Origin of the sequence: Rhodococcoides navarretei (assembly GCF_038069675.1) — a bacterium.
Classification (GTDB): Bacteria; Actinomycetota; Actinomycetes; order Mycobacteriales; family Mycobacteriaceae; genus Rhodococcoides; species Rhodococcoides navarretei.
This window is the reverse complement of record NZ_JBBPCN010000001.1, coordinates 4,252,331-4,271,467: the sequence shown is the minus strand read 5'-3', so window position 1 is coordinate 4,271,467 and position 19,137 is coordinate 4,252,331. Positions and strand designations below refer to the sequence as shown.

The following is a 19,137-nucleotide window of genomic DNA, read 5'->3' as shown; positions in this document are numbered from 1 at the left end:
CGTGGTCGAGCGAGCAGGCAATCAAGTCGCCATGTGTCCGATTTACGACGATTGACGCGCAGAACTGTTTCTGCGGGAGGAAATTTGGCACCATCGCATCCCGTGCGGCACTCACCTTGATTCGCCCCCGTAACCCCGGCGAAAGCGGCGATGTCGGGCGAATGCACCTGCCGTCGCACTTTGTCCGTAACGGCCCAACGCTGAACTTCGACGACGGCAATTGCTGATCTCAGCCGTCGATGGCAATTGCGATGCGGCAAGGGCGAAAGACGCGAACATGTGGAACTCCCGACAGGAAAGATCGGACGGAACCTGCGAACAGACCGACCTGATGTCCCGCGCTACAAGCAGTGCTGAGAACGACAAGCACCGAGGAATCCCTTTTGGGCGCGCATCAGGACTGTAGAACAGGTTAGGTGCACCGCGCAATCCGTTCTGCTTCGTGGAACTCAAATCGAATAGGTGCATGGATGCAACAGTAACGCGCAACTATAAAACGCACAAGAGTTCGAGGCTGCGGTGGATCGAGCAAGATGGGACTGTCTTGTAGGTTCGACAGGGAGTTGGGGACAGTGCCGCGAAGCGGAGTTCGTGGGTTTCGCGCCGACCGGTTGCGTGAGCTGCGGGTACGTGCGGGGTTCAGTGCTGACGACCTTGCGGCCAAGGTGGGCGCGACCAGGCAAGCAGTGTCGACCTGGGAAACGGGGCGCTCGACGCCACCGCCTGCGACGCTTGGCCGAATTGCGAACGCACTGCACACGTCGGTCGCAGCGCTTGTTCCGATCCCGGAGTCTCAGCTGAAATTGTCCGACCTTAGGGTGCACGCCGCGCTGTCTCAGGGCGACGCTGCGCAGCTGCTCGGGATGTCGAACACCGTTCTCGCCGACATCGAGCGTGGGCGTAAGCCCGAAACCGAGGAGCGCATCGAGTCGTTTGCCGAAACGTATGGGGTGTCGACGCGTACGGTGGCAGCTGCATGGAGTCGAACGCGCGATGCTCGCACGACACGCGCGCAGGTATTGTAAATCACGCAACTATAAAACTGATCTGGGTCCCAATGGTTCCCATCTTTCTCGGTCCGCAGCGGTCTCTGTGGATCCATATGAATCCGCGAAATTATTTACTACTTGCACAATTCGGTCAGAGTGACGAGTGCGGCCGTGGTGTGCTGATCGAGTGAAACTAAAACCGCGTCGATTGTCATCGGCTTCCAATTTCCGTCAAGAGTTCTGAAGCGAAGCACGCCGTTGGCGCGTTCGCGTGCGAGTGCGTTCGACATTTGCTTCGCAATTGGTACGTCGTCCGGATGAATCGCAGGTACCGGTTCGCCAGGAAGGTTTTCCCAGCAGATATCCGGTGCGGGTTCAGAGTTGTACCAGCGCAACAAGTTGAGTGTTCTGAGGTTCACCAGTGCGCGGTACTCGCCTTCTTTGGTGGAAGCCTCCAGAACGCGATGCTCGAGAATCGTAGGTGGGGGAGCGATATTGATTTCCCCTGCGGGGCCGATGTCGTGGGTGATACCCCTCAGGATGACTTCGGTTCCCGAAACCCCGTCTTCGGCAATCATCCGGCACGAGAAGTGCGCGGCCCGAAGTTCACCGTCGTCCCGCCTCACTGTCCAGACCGCTTGGTGAGTGGTGCCCGGCGCTGATTGCACGATCTTCGCCATTGCTTCGCTCTCGTCACGGTTGGTGACCAGTCGGGTGAACGCGCCCGCGAGTGCGCGCTGGGTCTCGCGCTCGTCTTGCGGAACGCGATACAGGTCGAGTAGATCGTCGCTACCGCTTGCCGTGCTATTCGTGAGGTTGAACTGCCACGCCCCCGCGGCGTGGCGTGGAGGTGGAGTCTCGTCACGCTGGCCAAGCCATACCCACGCGCCATGCGTACGGGCAGCAAACGTTTGTAGTGGTTCGGCCACTACTCGCCTGACTCGGTCTTTGGATAGCCGATCCACTACGGCTCCTGTAGAAAGCGCCTCCGCTACCGCGGCGACTGCCTCTTCGCGGCTGGTGGAGCTACGGAGAACTTTACGAGGTGGAACAAAGGATTTGGGCGAAGACCCAACCCCGATGACCGACGGCTCCCCGTCTCCGAACGTCTCAATCAGGATCCAGCTATTCGACATGGTTGACCGACCCCCGCAGGTCTGGTGAGTGAAATGTTAATTGGTGACGGCTTCTCAGCGCCGCCGCAGTGCTTGGAGCGCAGGCAGCAGATGTTGATAATGAGAGCCGAGTAGGCGCGTGGTTACGTCGATGAGGCGGGCGTCATTTCCGATTGTCACCTGCGACTTACCCTTCCATGCGCCCGCAATGATCTTCTGGGCTGCCACTTTAGGGGCGGTTCTGGCTACGCGGGTGTCGAAAAAATTCGCCGTTCGCGCGCGATCAACGCCGGGTGCCGCCCGTGCCGTCCGTGCGATCGGCGTTTTGAGTCCACCAGGGATAACGCACGTCGCACGCGCAGTTCGTGATGCGAGCCGCAGCTCTTGGTTGAGGGCCTCGGTGAAACCTCGTACGGCAAATTTCGACGAGTTGTACGCCGAGTAGCCTGGTGCGGACATAACCCCAAATGCAGACGACACGTTGACGATTCGACCTCGACGTGAATTCAGGATGTCTGGAAGGAAGGCGCGAGAGCTATTCACCACACTCTCGAAGTTGGTTGCCATCACGAGATCGAAGTCAGCTGTGGGAGTGTCGATGACGTCACCCCTGTAGAGAACGCCCGCGACGTTGAAGATCGCATCGAGACCGCCAAGCGCTCTACGTGATGACTCGGCCCACGAGTTGATCTCGGTCCGGTTGGCGACGTCGACTTGGGTCGCGCGTGCGACGGTGGTCATAGCAGCACATCGGGACTGCGTGTCCAGCAGTGCGTCGTAGTTGTTGTCCGCGAGAGCAAGTGACCATTTCTGGCTTGCTAGCTGCAACGCAATTTCGCGGCCGACCCCAGAACCTGCGCCGGTGACCACTGCTCTCCATTCCCCTGGCATCTAACGCCGCCTCCCGCACCTCGCTGCCCTTGGTAACTAGGCACAGTAACGAATGACTGAAGGTCGCGCTAGCAACCAGCTGGTCTGTATTCCGGTTTGTACCCAGTGGTTGGATGCGTTCGTACGGAGATGCTCGAAGATACGATGAAACGTCGGCGTGAAAATGACTTCGGGCCGGAAGTCTCGCCACCGCATTGCACGACGGTCAGTATCGAGCAACGTCTATAAGTACATCGGATGTCCCCGCGGTAAGTTGCATTTTCCGCACCGTTTTGGCTGAAACGCCAGTTCAGCACAGTTTTCGCTCCGCAGCTCTGTCGGTGACCTGCGCTAGGCTGCCGTTATCGACTTCCGGCCAGGCAGAACACCCGCGGTGAGCACATCGGTCGGCCGTGTGGAACTTGCAACTGCGGCCGTGGAGCCGGAGATCCCACCGGCCGTCGCGAAGCGGATCGCGAGAGCGGTGGAATCTTCGCGGTCGGAGGGGACGCGGCGCACCTACGCCGCCGGGTGGCGACGCTTCGCCCGCTGGTGCGAACGCGAGGGACATGCCGCATTGCCGGCGCACCCGGTCACCGTTGCCGCGTATCTCGTCGACGCCGCAGATACCCGCACCGAAGCGGGGGAGCGGTCCTACGCCGTCTCTACCTTCGGGACCTGGATCGCCGCGATCAACCACCAGCACCGCACCACCGGACACCTCTCCCCGTCCGCACACGAACTCGTCACCGCCACCCTGTCCGGGATACGCCGGGAGTACGCCGCCGCGGGGGACCGCGCCCGCACCCCGCGAGACCCGTTGCTTGTCGATGACATGAAACTCCTTGTCGAGACGGCCCGGAAGCGGTGTCGCGGGTGGGCCGACGAGGTCCTCGAACGCCGTGACTCGGCAATTCTGCTCCTCGGCTTCGCCGGCGCATACCGCCGGAGCGAGTTGTCAGAGATGGCGTGTGGGGACGTCACTGTGCATCGGTACGACGGCCTCCACATCCGGTTGCGGAAGTCGAAGACCGACCAAGAGGGCAGAGGAGCGGTGAAAGCGCTGCCGTACACCGACTCTCACGAGACCTGCCCGCCATGCGCGTACGTTCGCTGGGTCCAGATCGTCGGCGCATTCGACGTCGGCGGCAGGCCGTCGGTGATTAGGCTGCTCCGTAAACGGGAGTTGTTCGACGCGCACGTGTGCCGTGGGGGAGTACCTCGCACCGCCGCTCGCGCGCCGCTGTTTCGCGCCATCGCCAAGAACGGAAACCTGGGGGACACTGCGTTGTCCGGAGCAGCAATCCACCAGACCATCCGTCGCCGTGCTGACCACGCGGGCTTCGACCCAACCGCTCTCGCCAAGCTCGGAGGTCATTCCCTGCGCGCTGGGTTTGTCACACAGGGCACCCGCAACGGTGCCGACGGATCCGCCATCGCCCGCCAAACCGGCCACGCCAGCCTCGACTCGGTCGAGGTGTACCGCCGCGAGCACACCCCACTCGTTGGGAATGCCGTCAACGACATCGGCTTATAGCCAGTCTGCCTGGAGGTGACGGTCTCGCGACCCTAGAGCCGCCGGGTCGCCCTCGTTGATTCGCATCACGTACGTGCTCGCAATTTCGTTGTCGCCTGTCAGAGGCTTTTGGAGTCACGGGCTCCATCGCATAGTTAGAACTGTCGGTGCCCAGCTGTAGCCTCCTGGTGAGAAACCGGGAGCAGATATGAACCTTGTAGAACGCCAAGCGATTCTTCGTCGTTGGGTGATGCCGTCGAGCGATTACGAGAAGGACAAGCAGGACCGCGCTCTACGGATGGTCAAGAGCGCCATTGACGCGTGGCCGGCCTTCAATGGCGTGGCGTACCACATCTACGCGAAAGGCTCCTACGCCAACAACACGAACGTCCGCCTCGACAGTGATGTCGACATCGCGGTGCAAAACCGAGAGTGCCTTTACTACGAGTACAACGGCTGCGAGCAACCGTCGAGTGAAGGGACCCCTACATATGACGGCGATTGGACACCGCCACTCTGGCGCGCCGAAATCTTGGCGGCGCTAGATGCAAAATTCCCAGGCGAGGTTTCCGGGTCCGGAGTCGTCGCCATCACCATCGACGAGCACGACGGCACCCGCCCCGACATAGACGTGGTCCCAAGTTTTGACTACGTCCGCTACGACTCGTCCGACCAAACCCGGCAGCATAGAGGCAGCAAGGTGTTCCCGAAAACTGGATCGCCCATTGTCAACTACCCGCAACAGCAACTCGACCGCGGCACGGCCAAGAACGGACGGACCAACGGCCGATACAAGAGATTCGCACGTGCTCTGAAGAGTGCAGAGAACCAATTGGTCGCAGACGGCACCATCAGCGACCTGCCGTCCTACTTCATGGAGTGTCTTATCTGGAATGTGCAGGACGAGATACTCACGGGTGGGTCGGATCTCAGCGCCGGGTTCAAGTCCGTGCTCGTGTGGCTGTGGAACGGATTGAAGGAAGAGAACTACGTGCGGACAGACTGGGAAGAACCGAACGGGTTGAAGTATCTCTTCCACCCCGGAGCCAAATGGACTCCGGGCGATGCACGTGAACTCGTGCTCGCGACCTGGCAGTACCTGGACTACTAATGTCTAAGGACCAAGCTCGGCTTGTCCGGATCGTCGCCGTTGCAGTCAGCGCGGTTTGGGGCGCTGGGCTTTACCTCAGCGGCGTCGATATCGATGACTCGATGCGACGACTTCTCGCCTACATTCCGTCCGCCTCCGTGTTACTCGCTGTCGCTTTCGACCTCTGGATCTGGAAGTGGCCAGGGGTTCATATATTGGTAGGGCGACCACGTATGGACGGAACCTGGCGCACGACCATCCGGCCGCACCAGAAGAGTCGAATTCCGAAGGGTGGGAACTGGGGGCCGATCACAAGCGCTGTGGTCGTTGAGCAGACGTTCTGGACGATCAGCGTGCGACTGCTGACGGCCGAGAGTTCTTCGATGTCGGAGATCGCATCATTGCGCAACCACGGCGAAAGCAAAGAGCAAACGCTGCTGACCTACACGTACCGAAACGAGCCGCGGGCGGAACACCGCCCGCGGAGCGCTCCGCACCGAGGGGCATGTGAGTTCACTGTGGTCGGAAGACTCCCCAAGTACATCACCGGCACGTATTGGACCGACCGCTTTACGGTCGGAGATATGGACCTGACCTACGTCGACCGAAAGAAGGACCGCCAATCGCTGGCCGATCTTCCCCTGTCCTGACTAAAGGAGACTTCGGCGGAGCCGTGCAAAAAAAGTTCGACCCGTGAGACACTCGACACTCTGAATTGCCCCGAGTTTTCTTGCCGCTTCCACGCTTGCGACATCTCCGGGTAGAGGGTCGATTCTTGACTGTAGTAGACCTGCTCGACCGACGGGGCGCCGTCACGATCGCTTGCGTAGGTCAAGATGCGTTGACGGTGCGGTAACTGAGGTTTATGCCTCTGGCGTGCCAGAGGCCGTCGTGTTCACATGTCGAAAAAGGTGAGGATCTGTGCAGTCACCTGCTCCATGGTCGGACATACGTACTTGTCGCTGCAGCGACCGGTCGGAACCGCCCAGCCCAGGTGGCAACGGTCCTTGCCTACCGGGTCGACGTCGATTGACTTCGTCGGACTTCGGAAGACGCTCGACCCCGGAACTCGCTCAACACTTTGATCTCGGTTCGGATGTTCCCACCTGAACTCGGGCGGGCACTTGAACTCCCGAATCGTCAGCTCAGGGGGTGTATATGGATCCACACCGGTCCGCGAAACCGTGTGAGTTACTACCAGGAGGTTAGGGGTTCAAATGCCCGTCCGAAAGGCGAGTTCTACACTGTAATGATGAATATGTCGTGGCTCGAGAGCAACGACTTGCAGCGCTCAGAGCGCTCCAAATCAACGTGCATTCAGGCGGATCCACCACGGTCCACACGGTTTTACCAGACGAATCTCGGTGTCACGAGCGTGTCACATGTCGGTACGAACGAGGGTGGATTCGGGTGGTACGGACTGGACGATTGACGCAGGTCAGAGTATCTGTGATGGTTCCATGCGGACGTATCTGGTTGTCTCGCAACATACTTGTAAGCGAGCGGTCAACGGTTCAATCCCGTTAGGAGGCTCGTTCGGACGGCCCTGACCAGCGAAAACGGTTGGGGCCGTCCCTTTTTGGCCTATTTCGGCCGCTCGTTTCTTGCGCGAGCCCGGTTCGTCCACCTGGGTTTATGGGTCGCTTGTGACCTGGGGTTTTGCCGGTTCGGCGGCTCGATCCGGCGTTCGGTGTCACAGAATGTCACAACTCGTCGCTAACTCATCGGTGAGCGTTCGTGTGGATGTAGGTGGATGTGTACGGACTGGGCAGGTGATGGCCGGGCCGAGGTGCAGTGTTGGAATCAGTGTCGGTTCTGTAGGCTTGGAGCCTACGTATCCGACATTTGATGGAGGTAACTGTGACGACAAGCGATGTGCGACGCCGTCATGCCGGGTTACCTCCCGCGTTTGCACGGCTTCCGATGCGGATGGTGCGAGCCGCGACAGCGGCCGATGTCTACGCGCACCCGCGAGCCGAGCTTGCGCGGCTGACGGACCTGGGCCTGCTGCACCGAGTGGCGACGGGCTTCTACGTGGCCGTGCCCGACGATCGGGTCGGGACCGAGTGGATGCCTGGCCTGGAGGCTGCAGCAGTTGGTATCGCTGTCGCGGCGTACGGCCGCGATGACGCTGTGGTGATGGGTATCAGCGCAGCGCGGTTGCACGGTGTTCTTCCGCGTGCGTTGGCGACGGCTGTGGTGGCTGTGCCGACGCGACACGATCCGATTCGGTTGGTGGATCGGCCGGCGTTGGTTCGGTTCGTCGTGCGCGACACCGCACGTCTGGATGCGGAGCGTATCGATACCGAGTTGGGTCCGGTGTTGGTGACGACTGCGGAGCAGACGGTGTTGGATCTGGTAAAGCGTCCGGGTCTCGGTGACGCCGAGGCTGAGGTGTGGCCGGCGGTGGAGCAGTTGTATCGACGGTGCGATCCGAAAGTGTTAGCCGAGATCGCTGGGGCTCAGAAGATGCGAATGACGTTGACGCGGCTGCAGGCTCGGTTGGGGGAGAAGTAGTGAATCCCCGCGAGTTGGCCTCGGTGGCCGCGCAATTCGGTGTCGCGCGTGCACAGGTCGAGCGGGATCACCTGATCTCGCACCTGCTCGGCTATCTGAGTGCGCATTTCGCGGATCGGATTGTGTTCATCGGCGGAACAGCCTTGGCTCGAACCCATTTGGTCGATGGTCGTCTCAGTGAGGACATCGACCTGATTGCGGTCGGTTCCAGATCGGAGGTCGCTCGTGATCTCGACCGCGCTCTCCCACGCGCGGTGATGCGCAGCCACGGGCGTCTGGTGTGGGATCCTGCGATCAGCGAGGTGCCTGAGCGCCTCGGTGCAGTGTTGAGGTCGCAGTCCGGACTGGCGGTCAAGGTGCAGTTGCTGTCGGCGGAAGGTCGCCCAGCATGGCCTCTGGAGAACCGGCGACTCGAACAACGGTTTGAGGATGCACCGGGAGCTGAGTTGACGGTACCCACGCGGCCCGCGTTCGTTGCGGGTAAGACGGTGACCTGGTGTGAGCGGCGGGCGTCGCGTGATCTGTGGGACCTGTGGGCACTCAATTGCATTGGCGCATTCGAACCGGAAGTGGCCGATTTGTATCGGAGGTTCGGGCCCACGAACAAGTTGCCTGGTGAATTGCAGTTCGCGGATGCTCCGACCGAATCCGATAGGGAGAGCGAGCTTTTGCGCGTCCGGACCCGTATCTTGCGAGCTGGGTGGTCGATCAGCCGTCGTAAGCGTGGAGGTCGACATCGGGGAAGCGCTCATCGAAGACGCGTTGGACATCGGGGTTGACCGCAGCGAGAACCTGATCGAGGAGCGTGCCGAGTTGCAGCGTCTGCGAGTGTCCTAGGACGTCGATCATGACGCGCCTGACTTCGCGGACGTGCCCGGGGGCGGCCTGGGCGACCACGTCCTTACCCTCCTGCGTCAGAGCCACCTCTGTGAAGCGACCGTTGTCGGTATCCGGTCGGCGACGCACCCAGCCGCGATTCTCCATCTTGGTCAGAGTGTGTGACAGGCGAGAGATAGAGCCACCGACGAATGCGGCGAGGTCACTCATGTGGACCGTCTGATGGGGCGTGTCCGATATACATGAAAGGACCATGTAGTCGAAGTTGTTGATTCCCGCGTCTTGCTTGAGCTGGGCACTCAGGACTGTCGGCAGCGACTCGACCAGACCGGCGAGCGTCAGCCACGCCCGGATCTCCTCCCGGGTCAGCCATTGGGGGTCGCTCGTCATCGCCCGAGTGTAGTTTTCGAGTTCGACGGGCACGTTCATCGACCTCGGTGGACATCGCGTAGGCCGCGCTTCGCCGGCGGTGACGCCAGGGTGCGGGAGCTCTGCCTGAAGTATCGAAGGTGCACTGCTACGTGCAGCGCTGCGTTGTGTTCTTACGCGTCTGGTCCGATCAGGACGATCCCGTATTTGGGTGCGGCGAGCATCATGCGTGCGATCTCTGCGTCGTCGATGGCTGGGGCGGGGCCGTTGTTGGTGGCGGGTTGGCCGGACTCGCGGAGGAAGCCTTCGATCCCGCCGGGGGTGAAGCCCAGCAGGATTTGGCTCGGTGTATCTGCTGTGTTGCGGAAACTGTGGGCAATTCCTCGAAGACCGAACGCGAAGTCACCCGGCCCGGCGGCGTGGGTCGCGCCGCCGATGGTGATCTCGAACGTCCCGTCGAGAACGGTCCAGAACTCGTCCTCGTTGGTGTGGATGTGCGGGGGCGGGCCACCGCCGGGGGTGGTGATGCATTCGATGACTGCGAAGCTTCCACCCGTGTTCTCGGCGGTTGCCTTGTAGATCATGGTGTCGGCGACGAACCACACCCGCTCGCCCTCCCCGGCTGCGACGGTGAAACCTTCGACGGGAGTGGTTGTCTCCCCGCCGCTTTCGGTATCACCGGTGGTACCCCGCGGATTGTGTTCACCTGGGAGTGGTTCGAACTCGCTCCTGTGCGGGGATATGCCCGCGGTCGTCCGTGCCGGTGTCGATGTCGTTCATCGACACCTTGACGGTAAACACGCACTGTTGAAATATCAACTATGGGTGTCGAGGTGTTCCGAAGGGGGAAGTCCGGACGGGACAAGGAAAGCTTTAAGTCTCGACCCTGTGGGAGGGTCTCAGGACGTGAGCTTGGCTTGGTAGCGATCGAGCAGCGACGGAACGCCGGCGGTCGGGGGTGCCCACGAGTTCGGAACCGGACAATCGACGGCGACACGGCGGGCCGCAGCCACGAAGTCGCGGGTCAGAGGCGAGTCGACGTCCGAACGCCACCCGATGGACAACGGTGTGGGGGGTATACCCGTAACCGGAACGAATGCCAAACCTGGCCTCGCATAGAACCTTTGAGTCGACGCTTGTGAGAACGCCACGCCCTTGCTGGAGAGGATGGCTTCGAAACACTCGTCGACAGTGGAGACTTCGGCACCGAGACGAACGGTCTCACCGTCTCTCGAGCTGACGGCGAGCCAGAAGTCCCTCCATGATTCCGGGCTGCGCCTCGCGACGAACGGTTGCCCCGCCACTTCTTCGACACTGGTCGAATCTTGCTGCGCCAGAGGCGAAGTGGATGCTACGACAAGCACTCTCGGCTCCACGAACAGTGTCTCGAGCGCAAGCCAGTCTTGCACGACGACCGGCGGCCTGACGAACGCGACATCGACCGACCCGTCGCCGAGCCCGACGTAGGGGTCGGTGAAGTCGAACGACTGCATCTCGACCGCGACGTCGGGGTGGAGAGCACGGAAAGCCGACAAGATGTCCGGCGTCAGTTCCGCGGCAGCGTTCGCCTGGAATCCGACGATCAGGTTGTTGCGCCCACTACGGCCCACCTGACGTGTCAACGACGCGACACGCTCGGCATCGGCGAGAAGCTGCCTGCTCCCGTCGAGGAGCTTGTCCCCGGCAGGGGTCAACGAGACATGACGGGAATCGCGGATGAACAGTGCGGTTCCCAAGGAGTGTTCGAGTTTGCGAATCTGCACGCTGAGCGAGGGCTGTGCGATATGCAGCCGCGCTGCTGCCTTGCCGAAATGAAGCTCTTCCGCGACGGCCACGAAATACGACAACGGCCTGAGCTCCAACGGAAGATTCACGTCCCCGATGCTATTCCCGCAGCTAGACCAGCACCAGTAGTTGTTTCCTATCGATCGGGCGACCGATTGGTATTGGACGAACCCGCAGGTCCAGCGTGTGATGGGTCACATGACAACAGCAACCGACACCACCACCCAGACCCCGGAACAGTGGGCCGACGCGTTCACCCAAGCATCCGACGCAGACGCCGAGATCTCCGCGCACGGCACGTACTTCACTTGCTCGTACCTCCTCGACATGGACACCCACTCCTTCGTCATCGAGATGTCGAACGGCAAAGTCCACGCAATCGCCGTCGACCCAGGCCCGCTCGACCGGCCCTATCAGTTCGCCATCCGCGCCGGCGTCGAGACGTGGCAGGGCTTTGGAGTTCCCGTTCCGGCACCGATGTTTCACGGCATCTGGGCGGCGTCGTTCCAGCGCGACATGAGGCTCGAGGGAGATGTCCTCGTCCTGATGCAGAACCTGCGCTGCGTTACCCGCCAGATCGAACTGCTGCGCGCCGTCGGCGTTCCGGTCTAGTCCCCGACTCACACACGACTCACCGAAGGAACAGAACATGAGCAAGATTTCACCTGTGACCGGCCATTACGTCGATGTCGACGTCGACGGTCTTCTGTACAAGGTCTTCTACCTAGAGAACGGCACCGGCCAACCGTTGGTATGCCAGCACACCGCCGGGTGCCACAACCACCAGTGGCGTGGACTGCTCGAAGACGAGGACATCACGCAGAATTACCGCGTGATCGCGTACGACCTGCCCCGCCACGGCAAGTCCGATCCGCCGGAGAACACAGAGTGGTGGAAAGAGGAGTACAAGCTCTCGGCCGACCATTACGCCAACTTCATCGTGGCCCTGGTCGATGCACTCGAACTGGAGAATCCGATCTTCATGGGTTCGTCGTTCGGTGGCAACATCGCCTTGCAGCTGGCGCTTCGCCATCCGGAACGCTTCGCCGGAGTCATCCCGGTCGAGGGAGCCGACTACTCACCGGGCTTCTACCTCGACTGGTGGCAGCACCCCCACGCGAACGCTGCGCAGGTGTGCGCAAGTGGCACATGGGATCTCATGGCACCACAGTCGCCGGAAGCCGACCGGTGGAAGACCTGGTTCTACTACACGCAGGGATCCGAGGCGTTCAAGGGCGACTTGCACTTCTACTCCGTGGACCACGACCTGCGCGACAAGCTCGACCAGATCGACGGCGACCGTTGCCCGGTCGTCATGCTGACCGGCGACTACGACTACCTCACCACCCCTGAGGACAGTGCCCGCACAGCTGCGCAGATCAAGAATGCGAAGTTCATCGAGATGAAGGACATCGGGCACTTCCCGATGAGCGAGAACCACCCGGTGTTCCGGACGTACCTCATCGAGGCGCTCGAGGTTCTGCAGAAATCCGCGTCCACCTCGGTCTCCGTCTGATCTGACCCTGCACGCCCTCGATGCTCGCCGGCCTCCGACACGGGGCCGGCGAGCATTCTTTTCGGCCCTCGAAAGGGAGATCCCGATGTCCGTCACACACTTTCCGTTCTGGGTTGCCGGCGAAGCGACTATCAGCGGTGTCGCTACCGAGATCCGCAATCCGTTCGACGGTCGCATCGTGGGGACGGTGTTCGAAGCGGCGTCGGAACACGTCGACGCCGCGATCGAGGCGTCCGCCGCGGTGGCGGACGAGTTCGCGGGAACGCCGGCCCACGTTCGGTCGGATGCGCTCGTACATGTCTCGACGCGTCTGCACGAGCGTCGGGAGGAAATCGCTCGGCTCATCTCTGCCGAATCCGGCAAACCGATCAAGTGGGCGCGAGTCGAAGTCGCTCGCGCGGTGTCGACATTTCGGTGGGCGGCCGAGGAAGCACGACGATGGAGCGGGCATCTTCAGCGACTCGACACCGACGCTGGATCGGACGGCCGCTTGGCGCTGATTCAGCGCGTCCCACGCGGTCCCATCCTCGGAATTGCACCGTTCAACTTTCCGCTCAATCTGGTGGCCCACAAGGTGGCACCGGCCCTGGCGGTCGGCGCGCCGATCATCGTCAAACCTGCGCCGGCCACCCCGCTGACAAGTTTGGTGCTCGGCGGAATGCTCGCCGAGACATCGCTTCCGGCGGGTGCGTGGTCAGTGCTGACCGTCTCCAACGACAAGGCATCGGACATGGTCGTGGACCCTCGGCTACCGGTTGTCTCGTTCACCGGATCGGTCCCGGTGGGTTGGTCGATCCGAGAACTCGTTCCGCGCAAGCACGTCACGCTCGAACTCGGAGGTAACGCCGCGGTGGTGGTCTGCGCAGACTGGGCCGACGAGGAAAAACAGGAGTACGCAGCCGAGAGGATCGCACGATTCTCGATGTACCAAGCGGGTCAGTCGTGCATCGCGGTGCAGCGGGTCTTCGTCCACGACAGTCTCTACGACGCCATGCGCCGCCGCATTCTGGCTCACGTCGCGTCGCTGTCGACCGGTTCACCCGACGACGACGAGACCGACGTCGGCCCCCTGATCGACGACCGCGCAGCCGTACGCGTGGAGGAGTGGATCGAGGAAGCCGTCGAGGGGGGAGCCACCGTTCTGGCCGGCGGCGGACGCACGGGCGCAGTCGTCGAACCGACGGTCATCGAGGATGCACCGCCAGGGGCCAAGGTTGTGGACCACGAGGTCTTCGGGCCCGTTGTCGTACTCTGCAAAGTCGCCTCGGATGCGGAGGCATTCGAACAGGTCAATGAATCCCGATTCGGATTGCAGGCGGGCATCTTCACGTCGAACCTGCAGACGGCGTTCACGGCGTCACGCGTCCTGGACGTCGGCGGGGTCATCGTCGGTGACGTGCCGAGCTTCCGCGCCGATCAGATGCCGTACGGCGGAGTCAAAGATTCTGGGATGGGCAAAGAAGGGGTGCATTCGGCGATGGAGGACCTGACGCAGGAGAAGGTGCTCGTTCTGACCGGTATCGAGATTCCCTGAGATTCGGCACGACCCACCCAACTCCGAATGCCTGTTCCGACGGCAAATTCACAGTGCGCCGGCTTTCCCGGCTCTTCCCAGATGACGGTGTAGGTCGGCCGGGCGCGTCGGTCCGCAGGTAGACGTCGAGGTCTCCCGACGATGGAGGTTCCTACGCCATCCATCCGAAAGACCTCGACGTGTCCGACGCTACCCCGCCGGCCGGCTTCGGCCGCCTTGACCTGAGCGCCTTCGCGGCTCATCCCAATCGACCCTGATCGGGTCTGCTGACCCCCTCGACGAGAACGCAGCGACATCACAGCCACCCGACCCCGACCGTCCGGGAAGCCGGGGCACGTCACATGGCCTGTGCTGCGGGCGTGTCGAGTGGGTCGTCCAGGGGCGACGCAGGAGCGTCGACGCGACGTGCTGAGAGGTGGTTCCAGTCGAGCGCTAGGACACCGGCTACAGGCATGGCGATAGGTCAGGAACGGCGTCGCTCCCTGCGCAGGAGGGAGCGCAGAGTCTCGGCGTTCGCGTAGCCGACCCGTAGCGCGATCTCGGCGGAGGTGAGGTCCGTGGTTGCTGAGAGGTGCCGAGCTCGTTCGGTGCGAAGCCGTTGGACGAAGCCGAGCGGAGTGAGGTTGAGCGCCGCACGGACTCGTCGTTCGAGGGTGCGCCGGCTGGTGCCGAGCGACTGCGCGACGAAGGCGACGTTGAACGGTTCGTCCAGGCGGGCGCGCACGAAGCGTTCGAACTCGACGACGATCGGGTCCTCGTGCCGGAGATGTTCGTAGGCGACGAAGGCCGCCTGCGACGGACGCTCGTCGATGATGAGGAGCTTGGCGACATGTTGGGCCAGGTCGGGGCTGATCGATCGCACGAGTGAGAGCGCGAGGTCGATGTGGGCGAACGCGGCGCCGGCGGTGACGAGGTTCCCGTCGACCACGACCATGGTGTCGAGATCGAGGGCGACGGTCGGATAGCGCTTCAGGAACTCCGGCCCCAGGAACCAGCTGGTCGTCGCCCGCCGATGATGCATCCGTCCAGTCTCGGCGACGGCGAACACGCCGGTGCACGCCGCGGCGATCCGGGTGGTCGCGTCGTCGAGGCGCCCGAGTGAGGCGATGACCGAACGTGCATCTCGGCTCTGGAGGGCGTCGTTGGTAGCGGCGGCCGTGAGGGTTCCAAGCGCAGGGACGACGACCACGTCGAACTCTCCGGACTCCGACAGCGGGTGGTCTACCGACAGGGTCATCGATGCCGTCGTGGTCACTCGCCGTTTCGGTCCGAGGATGGCGAGTTCGATCGGGTCGATCCGCGGGTCGACATCGCCGCGGGCTCCGTCGGCCACCCGCACGATGTCGATGACCGACGCGACAGCCGAACCGAAGCAGCCGTCGATCGCGATCAGTCCGATACGCATGGCGCGAACAATAGCAATACTGTCGTATACGCCACTCCCCACCGGCCCTCGCTCGTCATAAGCTGAACTCGCCCCACGAAGAACCCCGACTTCAAGGAGAACCCCTCATGTCCACACCCGCATCACTTCCGTATGCCTTCGTCGCCAAGATCGTCGCGGCCGATGGACAGCACGACGCGCTCGCCGATCTGCTCGCCGGCGCTGTCGCACTAGCCAACGAAGAAGTAGGAACGACTGTCTGGTTCGCGGCTAGGACCCACGCCGACACCTTCTGGATCTTCGATGCATTCCCCGACGAGGCCGCTCGCGACGCCCACGCCAACGGCGCCATCGTCGCAGCCCTGATGGCCAACCAGCACCTCCTCGGCGCAGCACCCGAGATCCTGGCGGCCGACGTCCTCGCGTCCAAGCTCCCGTAGTCCGCCAACGCACGAGACGATCGCGCCCCGCCGAGCCGTCGGACCCGACCGCCTCGACACCCGCACCACGTTGACGATCCCCGACGGGCCGATCACGAGGAGGCCAGGCAACACCAGGCGCAAGCCTGGAGCGGCACTGTTTCACCGGTGGTCATCGAGAGAGCCAGCGCGGCTCCATGGCAGCGCAACTGTGTCAACTTGCCCTCCGTCCCGCGAGGCGCCGTGGGCGGGGTCGTGGTTGCGATCCGTTGCCGTGACGGGAGACGCGTTGCGCGTCGCAGCGATGACGGGTCGTTGGCGTTCCGGGGCGTTGCGTTCGTGCGCGCCGCGCGTGCGGCATGGAGCATCTCGCTGCGCACACAACGATCGCTGCGCCGACGCACCGTTGACACCTCGCACGTCCAGGTCGCGACACAACGCCACGCTGCGTTGCCGAGCGGAGCGAGGCCTATCGGCACACGGACAGGATGCCGGCCGCGAGCGCTCAGCCGGCGAGGGGTCCGTCGCAGAGGAGAGCGACGTCGGTGTCGGGCAGAGCCGTGAGGCCAGCGCATCGCGCGACCACCAGAACCGAACCGACGACCTAATCACGTCGGCTCTGCGTCTATCGCTTGATGCGCCCACTGGGTGAACGAGCCGCTGACCTGCACAAACGCCGAGCGTGGGGGACGCTGCCATCCGGTGGTGACCGACGACGACCGACCAGTACCGACCGTTTTACCGGAGTTTCACCGGAGCTCGCGGCGGCGTCGAAGCCGAGCAAGCTCCATTCTTTAGCTCACCGCGCCTTGCTCCTCGCCGGTCCCGTCGTCGTCGAAGACGTCTCTCAGGGCTCTTCCCAGATGAGGGTGTGGGTCGGCCGGGCGCGTCGGTCCGCAGATAGACGTCGAGGTCTCCCGACGATGGAGGTTCCTACGCCATCCATCCGAAAGACCTCGACGTGTCCGACGCTACCCCGCCGGCCGGCTTCGGCCGCCCTGACCTGACCGCCTTCGCTCGACTCGACGGCCTCGGTCTGAGCGTGACCGGGCAACGACTTGAACCGGATCGTGCGGTCCTCGCGTGCCGCGTGGTGGAACCAGATCAGTGGTGACGACGGTGCGGCAGCGAAGGCGCTGCTCGTGACACCGTGATCCGGCGGTTGGCCCACGAGCCACTGGGCTGGCGACCGACCGTGCTGGAAGTTGTAGTGCGCCGCTACCGCTGTGCCGACTGCGGACACGTGTGGCGCCAAGACACCAGCGCCGCGGCGGAGCCACGCGCGAAGCTCTCGCGCACCGGGTTGCGGTGGGCGCTGGAAGGGATCGTGGTCGCACACCTCACCGTCGCCCGTGTCGCCGAGGGACTCGGGGTCGCGTGGGACACCGCCAACAACGCGGTCCTGGCCGAAGGCAATCGGCTGCTGATCAACGACCCCACGCGGTTCGAGGGCGTGAAGGTCATTGGCGTCGATGAGCACGTCTGGCGCCACACCAGGCGTGGCGACAAGTACGTCACCGTGATCATCGACCTCACCCCGGTCCGCGATGGCGCCGGCCCAGCAAGGCTGCTGGACATGGTCGAGGGCCGGTCGAAGGCGGCGTTCAAGACCTGGCTCGCCGACCGCGACGACGCCTTCCGTGACGCGGTCGAGGTGGTCGCGATGGACGGCTTCACCGGGTTCAAGACCGCCGCTGCGGAGGAGATCCCGGACGCGGTCACGGTGATGGATCCCTTCCACGTCGTGCGCCTGGCCGGTGACGCCCTCGACAGGTGTCGGCGCCGGGTCCAACTCGCGATCCACGGGCACCGTGGGTTCAGGGACGACCCGCTCTACAAGTCGCGGCGCACGCTGCACACCGGCGCGGACCTGCTCACCGACAAGCAGAGCGACAGGCTACGCGCGCTGTTCGTTGATGACGCTCACGTCGAGGTCGAGGCGACCTGGGGTGTCTACCAGCGCATGATCGCCGCCTATCGCCACGAGGACCGGCAACGTGGCCGCGAGCTCATGGAGAAGCTGATCACCGACCTCAGCGCCGGCGTCCCCAAGGTGCTCACCGAGCTCACCACCCTGGGCCGGACCCTGAAGAAGCGAGCCGCCGACGTGCTCGCCTACTTCGAACGACCCGGCACCAGCAACGGGCCGACCGAGGCGCTCAACGGACGGCTCGAACACCTGCGCGGCTCCGCACTCGGGTTCCGCAACCTGACCAACTACATCGCCCGAAGCCTGCTCGAGACCGGCGGCTTCAGACCCCAACTCCTACACCCCCGATTGGGATGAGCCTTCCCGTCGGGGCCGCGAGTCAACCGTTCGCCCTCACGCCAGGCAAGACCGAAACCAACCACAACGGGACTGCGCGAACGACCGGGTGTTTGTCGGTCCAAAGAATACTGATGTTCGTTCGAGCCAGTGGGCCGAGGTGTCGGATGTGTTGTACAACGTCGGTTTACAAGTACCGTATTTGGGTGGAGTTGGGTCTCGGTGTCACGAGCGTGTCACATGTTGGTACCTACGAGAGTGGATTCGGATGGTCCCGCTTGGACGGTCGATGCAGGTCAGCAGCTCCATGGTGGTTCCATGCGGACGTATCTGGTTGTCTCGCAACATACTTGTAAGCGAGCGGTCAACGGTTCAATCCCGTTAGGAGGCTCCACGAACTCCGATCCTGGCTCCGGGATCGGAGTTTTGCGTTTCGTCTCGGATCGGCTCCTCGGTTTCGGATACCCGACGCCGATGGGGGTTGGATATCCGAATCGGGGGAGCTGATCGAGCGAACGGGCCGCATCGACGCCCTTCGTCGGAATCCACACCCCGTCGAGGAGGTGCCGATTCCGATGAGGGGCGCGGATACAGGCAAACGGGTTGGTTGGAGTCGCAGCCGAGGTCTGTTTTCCTCCGCGCGCCGAACCAGAGCACCCGATGGAGTTGAGTGTGTCCCATATGAGTGGCGACGGGCTTCTGCGTGGCGGCTCAGACAGTCACTGCTGGTATCGCGGCACCGCTGCACGGGGTGCTTTCGCAGGCATTGGCGCTGCACCTCAGTGGCACGGTCCGATTCGGTTGGCGGATCGTCGGGCGGTCGTTCGGCTATCCGAGCGACACACTGCACGCCCGGATGCGGACCGCATCGATACCGAGTTGGGTCCGGTTTCGATGACGCTTGCCGAGCAGACGGTGTTGGGGTTTGGT

17 protein-coding genes and 1 pseudogene are annotated in these 19,137 nt (G+C 62.9%); 12 read left to right on the top strand and 6 right to left on the bottom strand.

Annotated elements, in window-relative coordinates; translation table 11 throughout:
* Nucleotides 1-572: 572 nt before the first annotated feature.
* Nucleotides 573-1,025 (top strand): helix-turn-helix transcriptional regulator, encoded by a 453-nt coding sequence (locus tag AABD04_RS20050; RefSeq protein ID WP_094650845.1) that lies wholly within the window; start codon nucleotides 573-575, stop codon nucleotides 1,023-1,025.
* A 98-nt stretch (nucleotides 1,026-1,123) separates the two neighbouring features.
* Here AABD04_RS20050 and AABD04_RS20045 read toward each other — a convergent pair whose 3' ends face one another.
* The gene (locus AABD04_RS20045; RefSeq protein WP_094650844.1) at nucleotides 1,124-2,125 is read right to left on the bottom strand and encodes a GAF domain-containing protein; all 1,002 of its coding nucleotides are present in this window, start codon (nucleotides 2,123-2,125) and stop codon (nucleotides 1,124-1,126) included.
* Nucleotides 2,126-2,179: 54 nt separating this feature from the next.
* Nucleotides 2,180-2,974 carry an SDR family NAD(P)-dependent oxidoreductase gene (locus AABD04_RS20040; RefSeq protein WP_237669138.1) on the bottom strand — a complete coding sequence of 265 codons (795 nt, stop codon included), beginning with the start codon at nucleotides 2,972-2,974 and terminating at the stop codon, nucleotides 2,180-2,182.
* A gap of 394 nt (nucleotides 2,975-3,368) precedes the next feature.
* Here AABD04_RS20040 and AABD04_RS20035 point away from each other — a divergent pair, with 394 nt between their 5' ends.
* The 5 genes from AABD04_RS20035 (at nucleotide 3,369) to AABD04_RS20015 (ending at nucleotide 8,876) form a co-directional block, all read left to right on the top strand.
* The gene (locus AABD04_RS20035; protein ID WP_249277103.1) at nucleotides 3,369-4,511 is read left to right on the top strand and encodes a site-specific integrase; all 1,143 of its coding nucleotides are present in this window, start codon (nucleotides 3,369-3,371) and stop codon (nucleotides 4,509-4,511) included.
* A 229-nt stretch (nucleotides 4,512-4,740) separates the two neighbouring features.
* Nucleotides 4,741-5,601 carry a nucleotidyltransferase family protein gene (locus tag AABD04_RS20030; RefSeq protein WP_094650841.1) on the top strand — a complete coding sequence of 287 codons (861 nt, stop codon included), beginning with the start codon at nucleotides 4,741-4,743 and terminating at the stop codon, nucleotides 5,599-5,601.
* A complete protein-coding gene (locus AABD04_RS20025) occupies nucleotides 5,601-6,230 on the top strand; it encodes a Cap15 family cyclic dinucleotide receptor domain-containing protein (RefSeq protein ID WP_094650840.1) in 630 nt (209 codons plus the stop codon). The genes AABD04_RS20030 and AABD04_RS20025 overlap by 1 nt, the downstream gene beginning before the upstream one ends.
* Nucleotides 6,231-7,503: 1,273 nt before the next feature.
* On the top strand, nucleotides 7,504-8,097 hold the full coding sequence (locus AABD04_RS20020) for a type IV toxin-antitoxin system AbiEi family antitoxin domain-containing protein (RefSeq protein WP_094662028.1): 594 nt from the start codon (nucleotides 7,504-7,506) through the stop codon (nucleotides 8,095-8,097).
* Complete coding sequence (locus tag AABD04_RS20015) at nucleotides 8,007-8,876, top strand: nucleotidyl transferase AbiEii/AbiGii toxin family protein (protein WP_341442271.1); 870 nt, start codon at nucleotides 8,007-8,009, stop codon at nucleotides 8,874-8,876. Before AABD04_RS20020 ends, AABD04_RS20015 begins: the two co-directional genes overlap by 91 nt.
* Here AABD04_RS20015 and AABD04_RS20010 read toward each other — a convergent pair.
* The 3 genes from AABD04_RS20010 to AABD04_RS20000 form a co-directional block, all read right to left on the bottom strand.
* The gene (locus AABD04_RS20010; RefSeq protein WP_314142760.1) at nucleotides 8,806-9,324 is read right to left on the bottom strand and encodes a MarR family winged helix-turn-helix transcriptional regulator; all 519 of its coding nucleotides are present in this window, start codon (nucleotides 9,322-9,324) and stop codon (nucleotides 8,806-8,808) included. The two genes, AABD04_RS20015 and AABD04_RS20010, sit on opposite strands and share 71 nt — an antisense overlap.
* A 152-nt stretch (nucleotides 9,325-9,476) precedes the next feature.
* Nucleotides 9,477-9,908 carry a cupin domain-containing protein gene (locus tag AABD04_RS20005; RefSeq protein ID WP_314142761.1) on the bottom strand — a complete coding sequence of 144 codons (432 nt, stop codon included), beginning with the start codon at nucleotides 9,906-9,908 and terminating at the stop codon, nucleotides 9,477-9,479.
* A gap of 294 nt (nucleotides 9,909-10,202) precedes the next feature.
* On the bottom strand, nucleotides 10,203-11,177 hold the full coding sequence (locus AABD04_RS20000; RefSeq protein ID WP_243597456.1) for a LysR family transcriptional regulator: 975 nt from the start codon (nucleotides 11,175-11,177) through the stop codon (nucleotides 10,203-10,205).
* Between the two features lie 109 nt (nucleotides 11,178-11,286).
* Here AABD04_RS20000 and AABD04_RS19995 point away from each other — a divergent pair, with 109 nt between their 5' ends.
* The 3 genes from AABD04_RS19995 to AABD04_RS19985 all read left to right on the top strand — a co-directional run bounded on the left by AABD04_RS19995 (nucleotide 11,287) and on the right by AABD04_RS19985 (nucleotide 14,138).
* Nucleotides 11,287-11,700: a hypothetical protein gene (locus AABD04_RS19995; protein ID WP_042940221.1), complete on the top strand. Its 414-nt coding sequence runs from the start codon at nucleotides 11,287-11,289 to the stop codon at nucleotides 11,698-11,700.
* 37 nt (nucleotides 11,701-11,737) lie between these two features.
* On the top strand, nucleotides 11,738-12,604 hold the full coding sequence (locus tag AABD04_RS19990) for an alpha/beta fold hydrolase (protein WP_008719926.1): 867 nt from the start codon (nucleotides 11,738-11,740) through the stop codon (nucleotides 12,602-12,604).
* 85 nt (nucleotides 12,605-12,689) lie between these two features.
* Nucleotides 12,690-14,138 (top strand): aldehyde dehydrogenase family protein, encoded by a 1,449-nt coding sequence (locus AABD04_RS19985; protein ID WP_243608729.1) that lies wholly within the window; start codon nucleotides 12,690-12,692, stop codon nucleotides 14,136-14,138.
* A gap of 463 nt (nucleotides 14,139-14,601) precedes the next feature.
* Here AABD04_RS19985 and AABD04_RS19980 read toward each other — a convergent pair whose 3' ends face one another.
* Nucleotides 14,602-15,543 (bottom strand): GlxA family transcriptional regulator, encoded by a 942-nt coding sequence (locus AABD04_RS19980; RefSeq protein WP_341442270.1) that lies wholly within the window; start codon nucleotides 15,541-15,543, stop codon nucleotides 14,602-14,604.
* Between the two features lie 107 nt (nucleotides 15,544-15,650).
* Between AABD04_RS19980 and AABD04_RS19975 the strand changes: the two genes are divergently transcribed.
* The 3 genes and pseudogenes from AABD04_RS19975 (at nucleotide 15,651) to AABD04_RS19965 (ending at nucleotide 19,105) form a co-directional block, all read left to right on the top strand.
* Nucleotides 15,651-15,962 carry a putative quinol monooxygenase gene (locus AABD04_RS19975; RefSeq protein ID WP_314142768.1) on the top strand — a complete coding sequence of 104 codons (312 nt, stop codon included), beginning with the start codon at nucleotides 15,651-15,653 and terminating at the stop codon, nucleotides 15,960-15,962.
* A 940-nt stretch (nucleotides 15,963-16,902) separates the two neighbouring features.
* A pseudogene (locus tag AABD04_RS19970) lies at nucleotides 16,903-18,228 on the top strand (ISL3-like element ISPfr2 family transposase).
* Nucleotides 18,229-18,910: 682 nt separating this feature from the next.
* The gene (locus AABD04_RS19965) at nucleotides 18,911-19,105 is read left to right on the top strand and encodes a hypothetical protein (protein ID WP_341442269.1); all 195 of its coding nucleotides are present in this window, start codon (nucleotides 18,911-18,913) and stop codon (nucleotides 19,103-19,105) included.
* Nucleotides 19,106-19,137: the final 32 nt, after the last annotated feature.

What these genes read in the sequence shown, in the direction of transcription:
- AABD04_RS19995 (WP_042940221.1), top strand. Translation starts at nt 11,287, where the DNA reads ATGACAACAGCAACCGACACCACCACCCAGACCCCGGAACAGTGGGCC.
- AABD04_RS20030 (WP_094650841.1), top strand. Translation starts at nt 4,741, where the DNA reads ATGCCGTCGAGCGATTACGAGAAGGACAAGCAGGACCGCGCTCTACGG.
- AABD04_RS20025 (WP_094650840.1), top strand. Translation starts at nt 5,601, where the DNA reads ATGTCTAAGGACCAAGCTCGGCTTGTCCGGATCGTCGCCGTTGCAGTC.
- AABD04_RS19990 (WP_008719926.1), top strand. Translation starts at nt 11,738, where the DNA reads ATGAGCAAGATTTCACCTGTGACCGGCCATTACGTCGATGTCGACGTC.
- AABD04_RS19985 (WP_243608729.1), top strand. Translation starts at nt 12,690, where the DNA reads ATGTCCGTCACACACTTTCCGTTCTGGGTTGCCGGCGAAGCGACTATC.
- AABD04_RS19975 (WP_314142768.1), top strand. Translation starts at nt 15,651, where the DNA reads ATGTCCACACCCGCATCACTTCCGTATGCCTTCGTCGCCAAGATCGTC.
- AABD04_RS19980 (WP_341442270.1), bottom strand. Translation starts at nt 15,543, where the DNA reads ATGCGTATCGGACTGATCGCGATCGACGGCTGCTTCGGTTCGGCTGTC.
- AABD04_RS20045 (WP_094650844.1), bottom strand. Translation starts at nt 2,125, where the DNA reads ATGTCGAATAGCTGGATCCTGATTGAGACGTTCGGAGACGGGGAGCCG.
- AABD04_RS20010 (WP_314142760.1), bottom strand. Translation starts at nt 9,324, where the DNA reads ATGACGAGCGACCCCCAATGGCTGACCCGGGAGGAGATCCGGGCGTGG.
- AABD04_RS20020 (WP_094662028.1), top strand. Translation starts at nt 7,504, where the DNA reads ATGCGGATGGTGCGAGCCGCGACAGCGGCCGATGTCTACGCGCACCCG.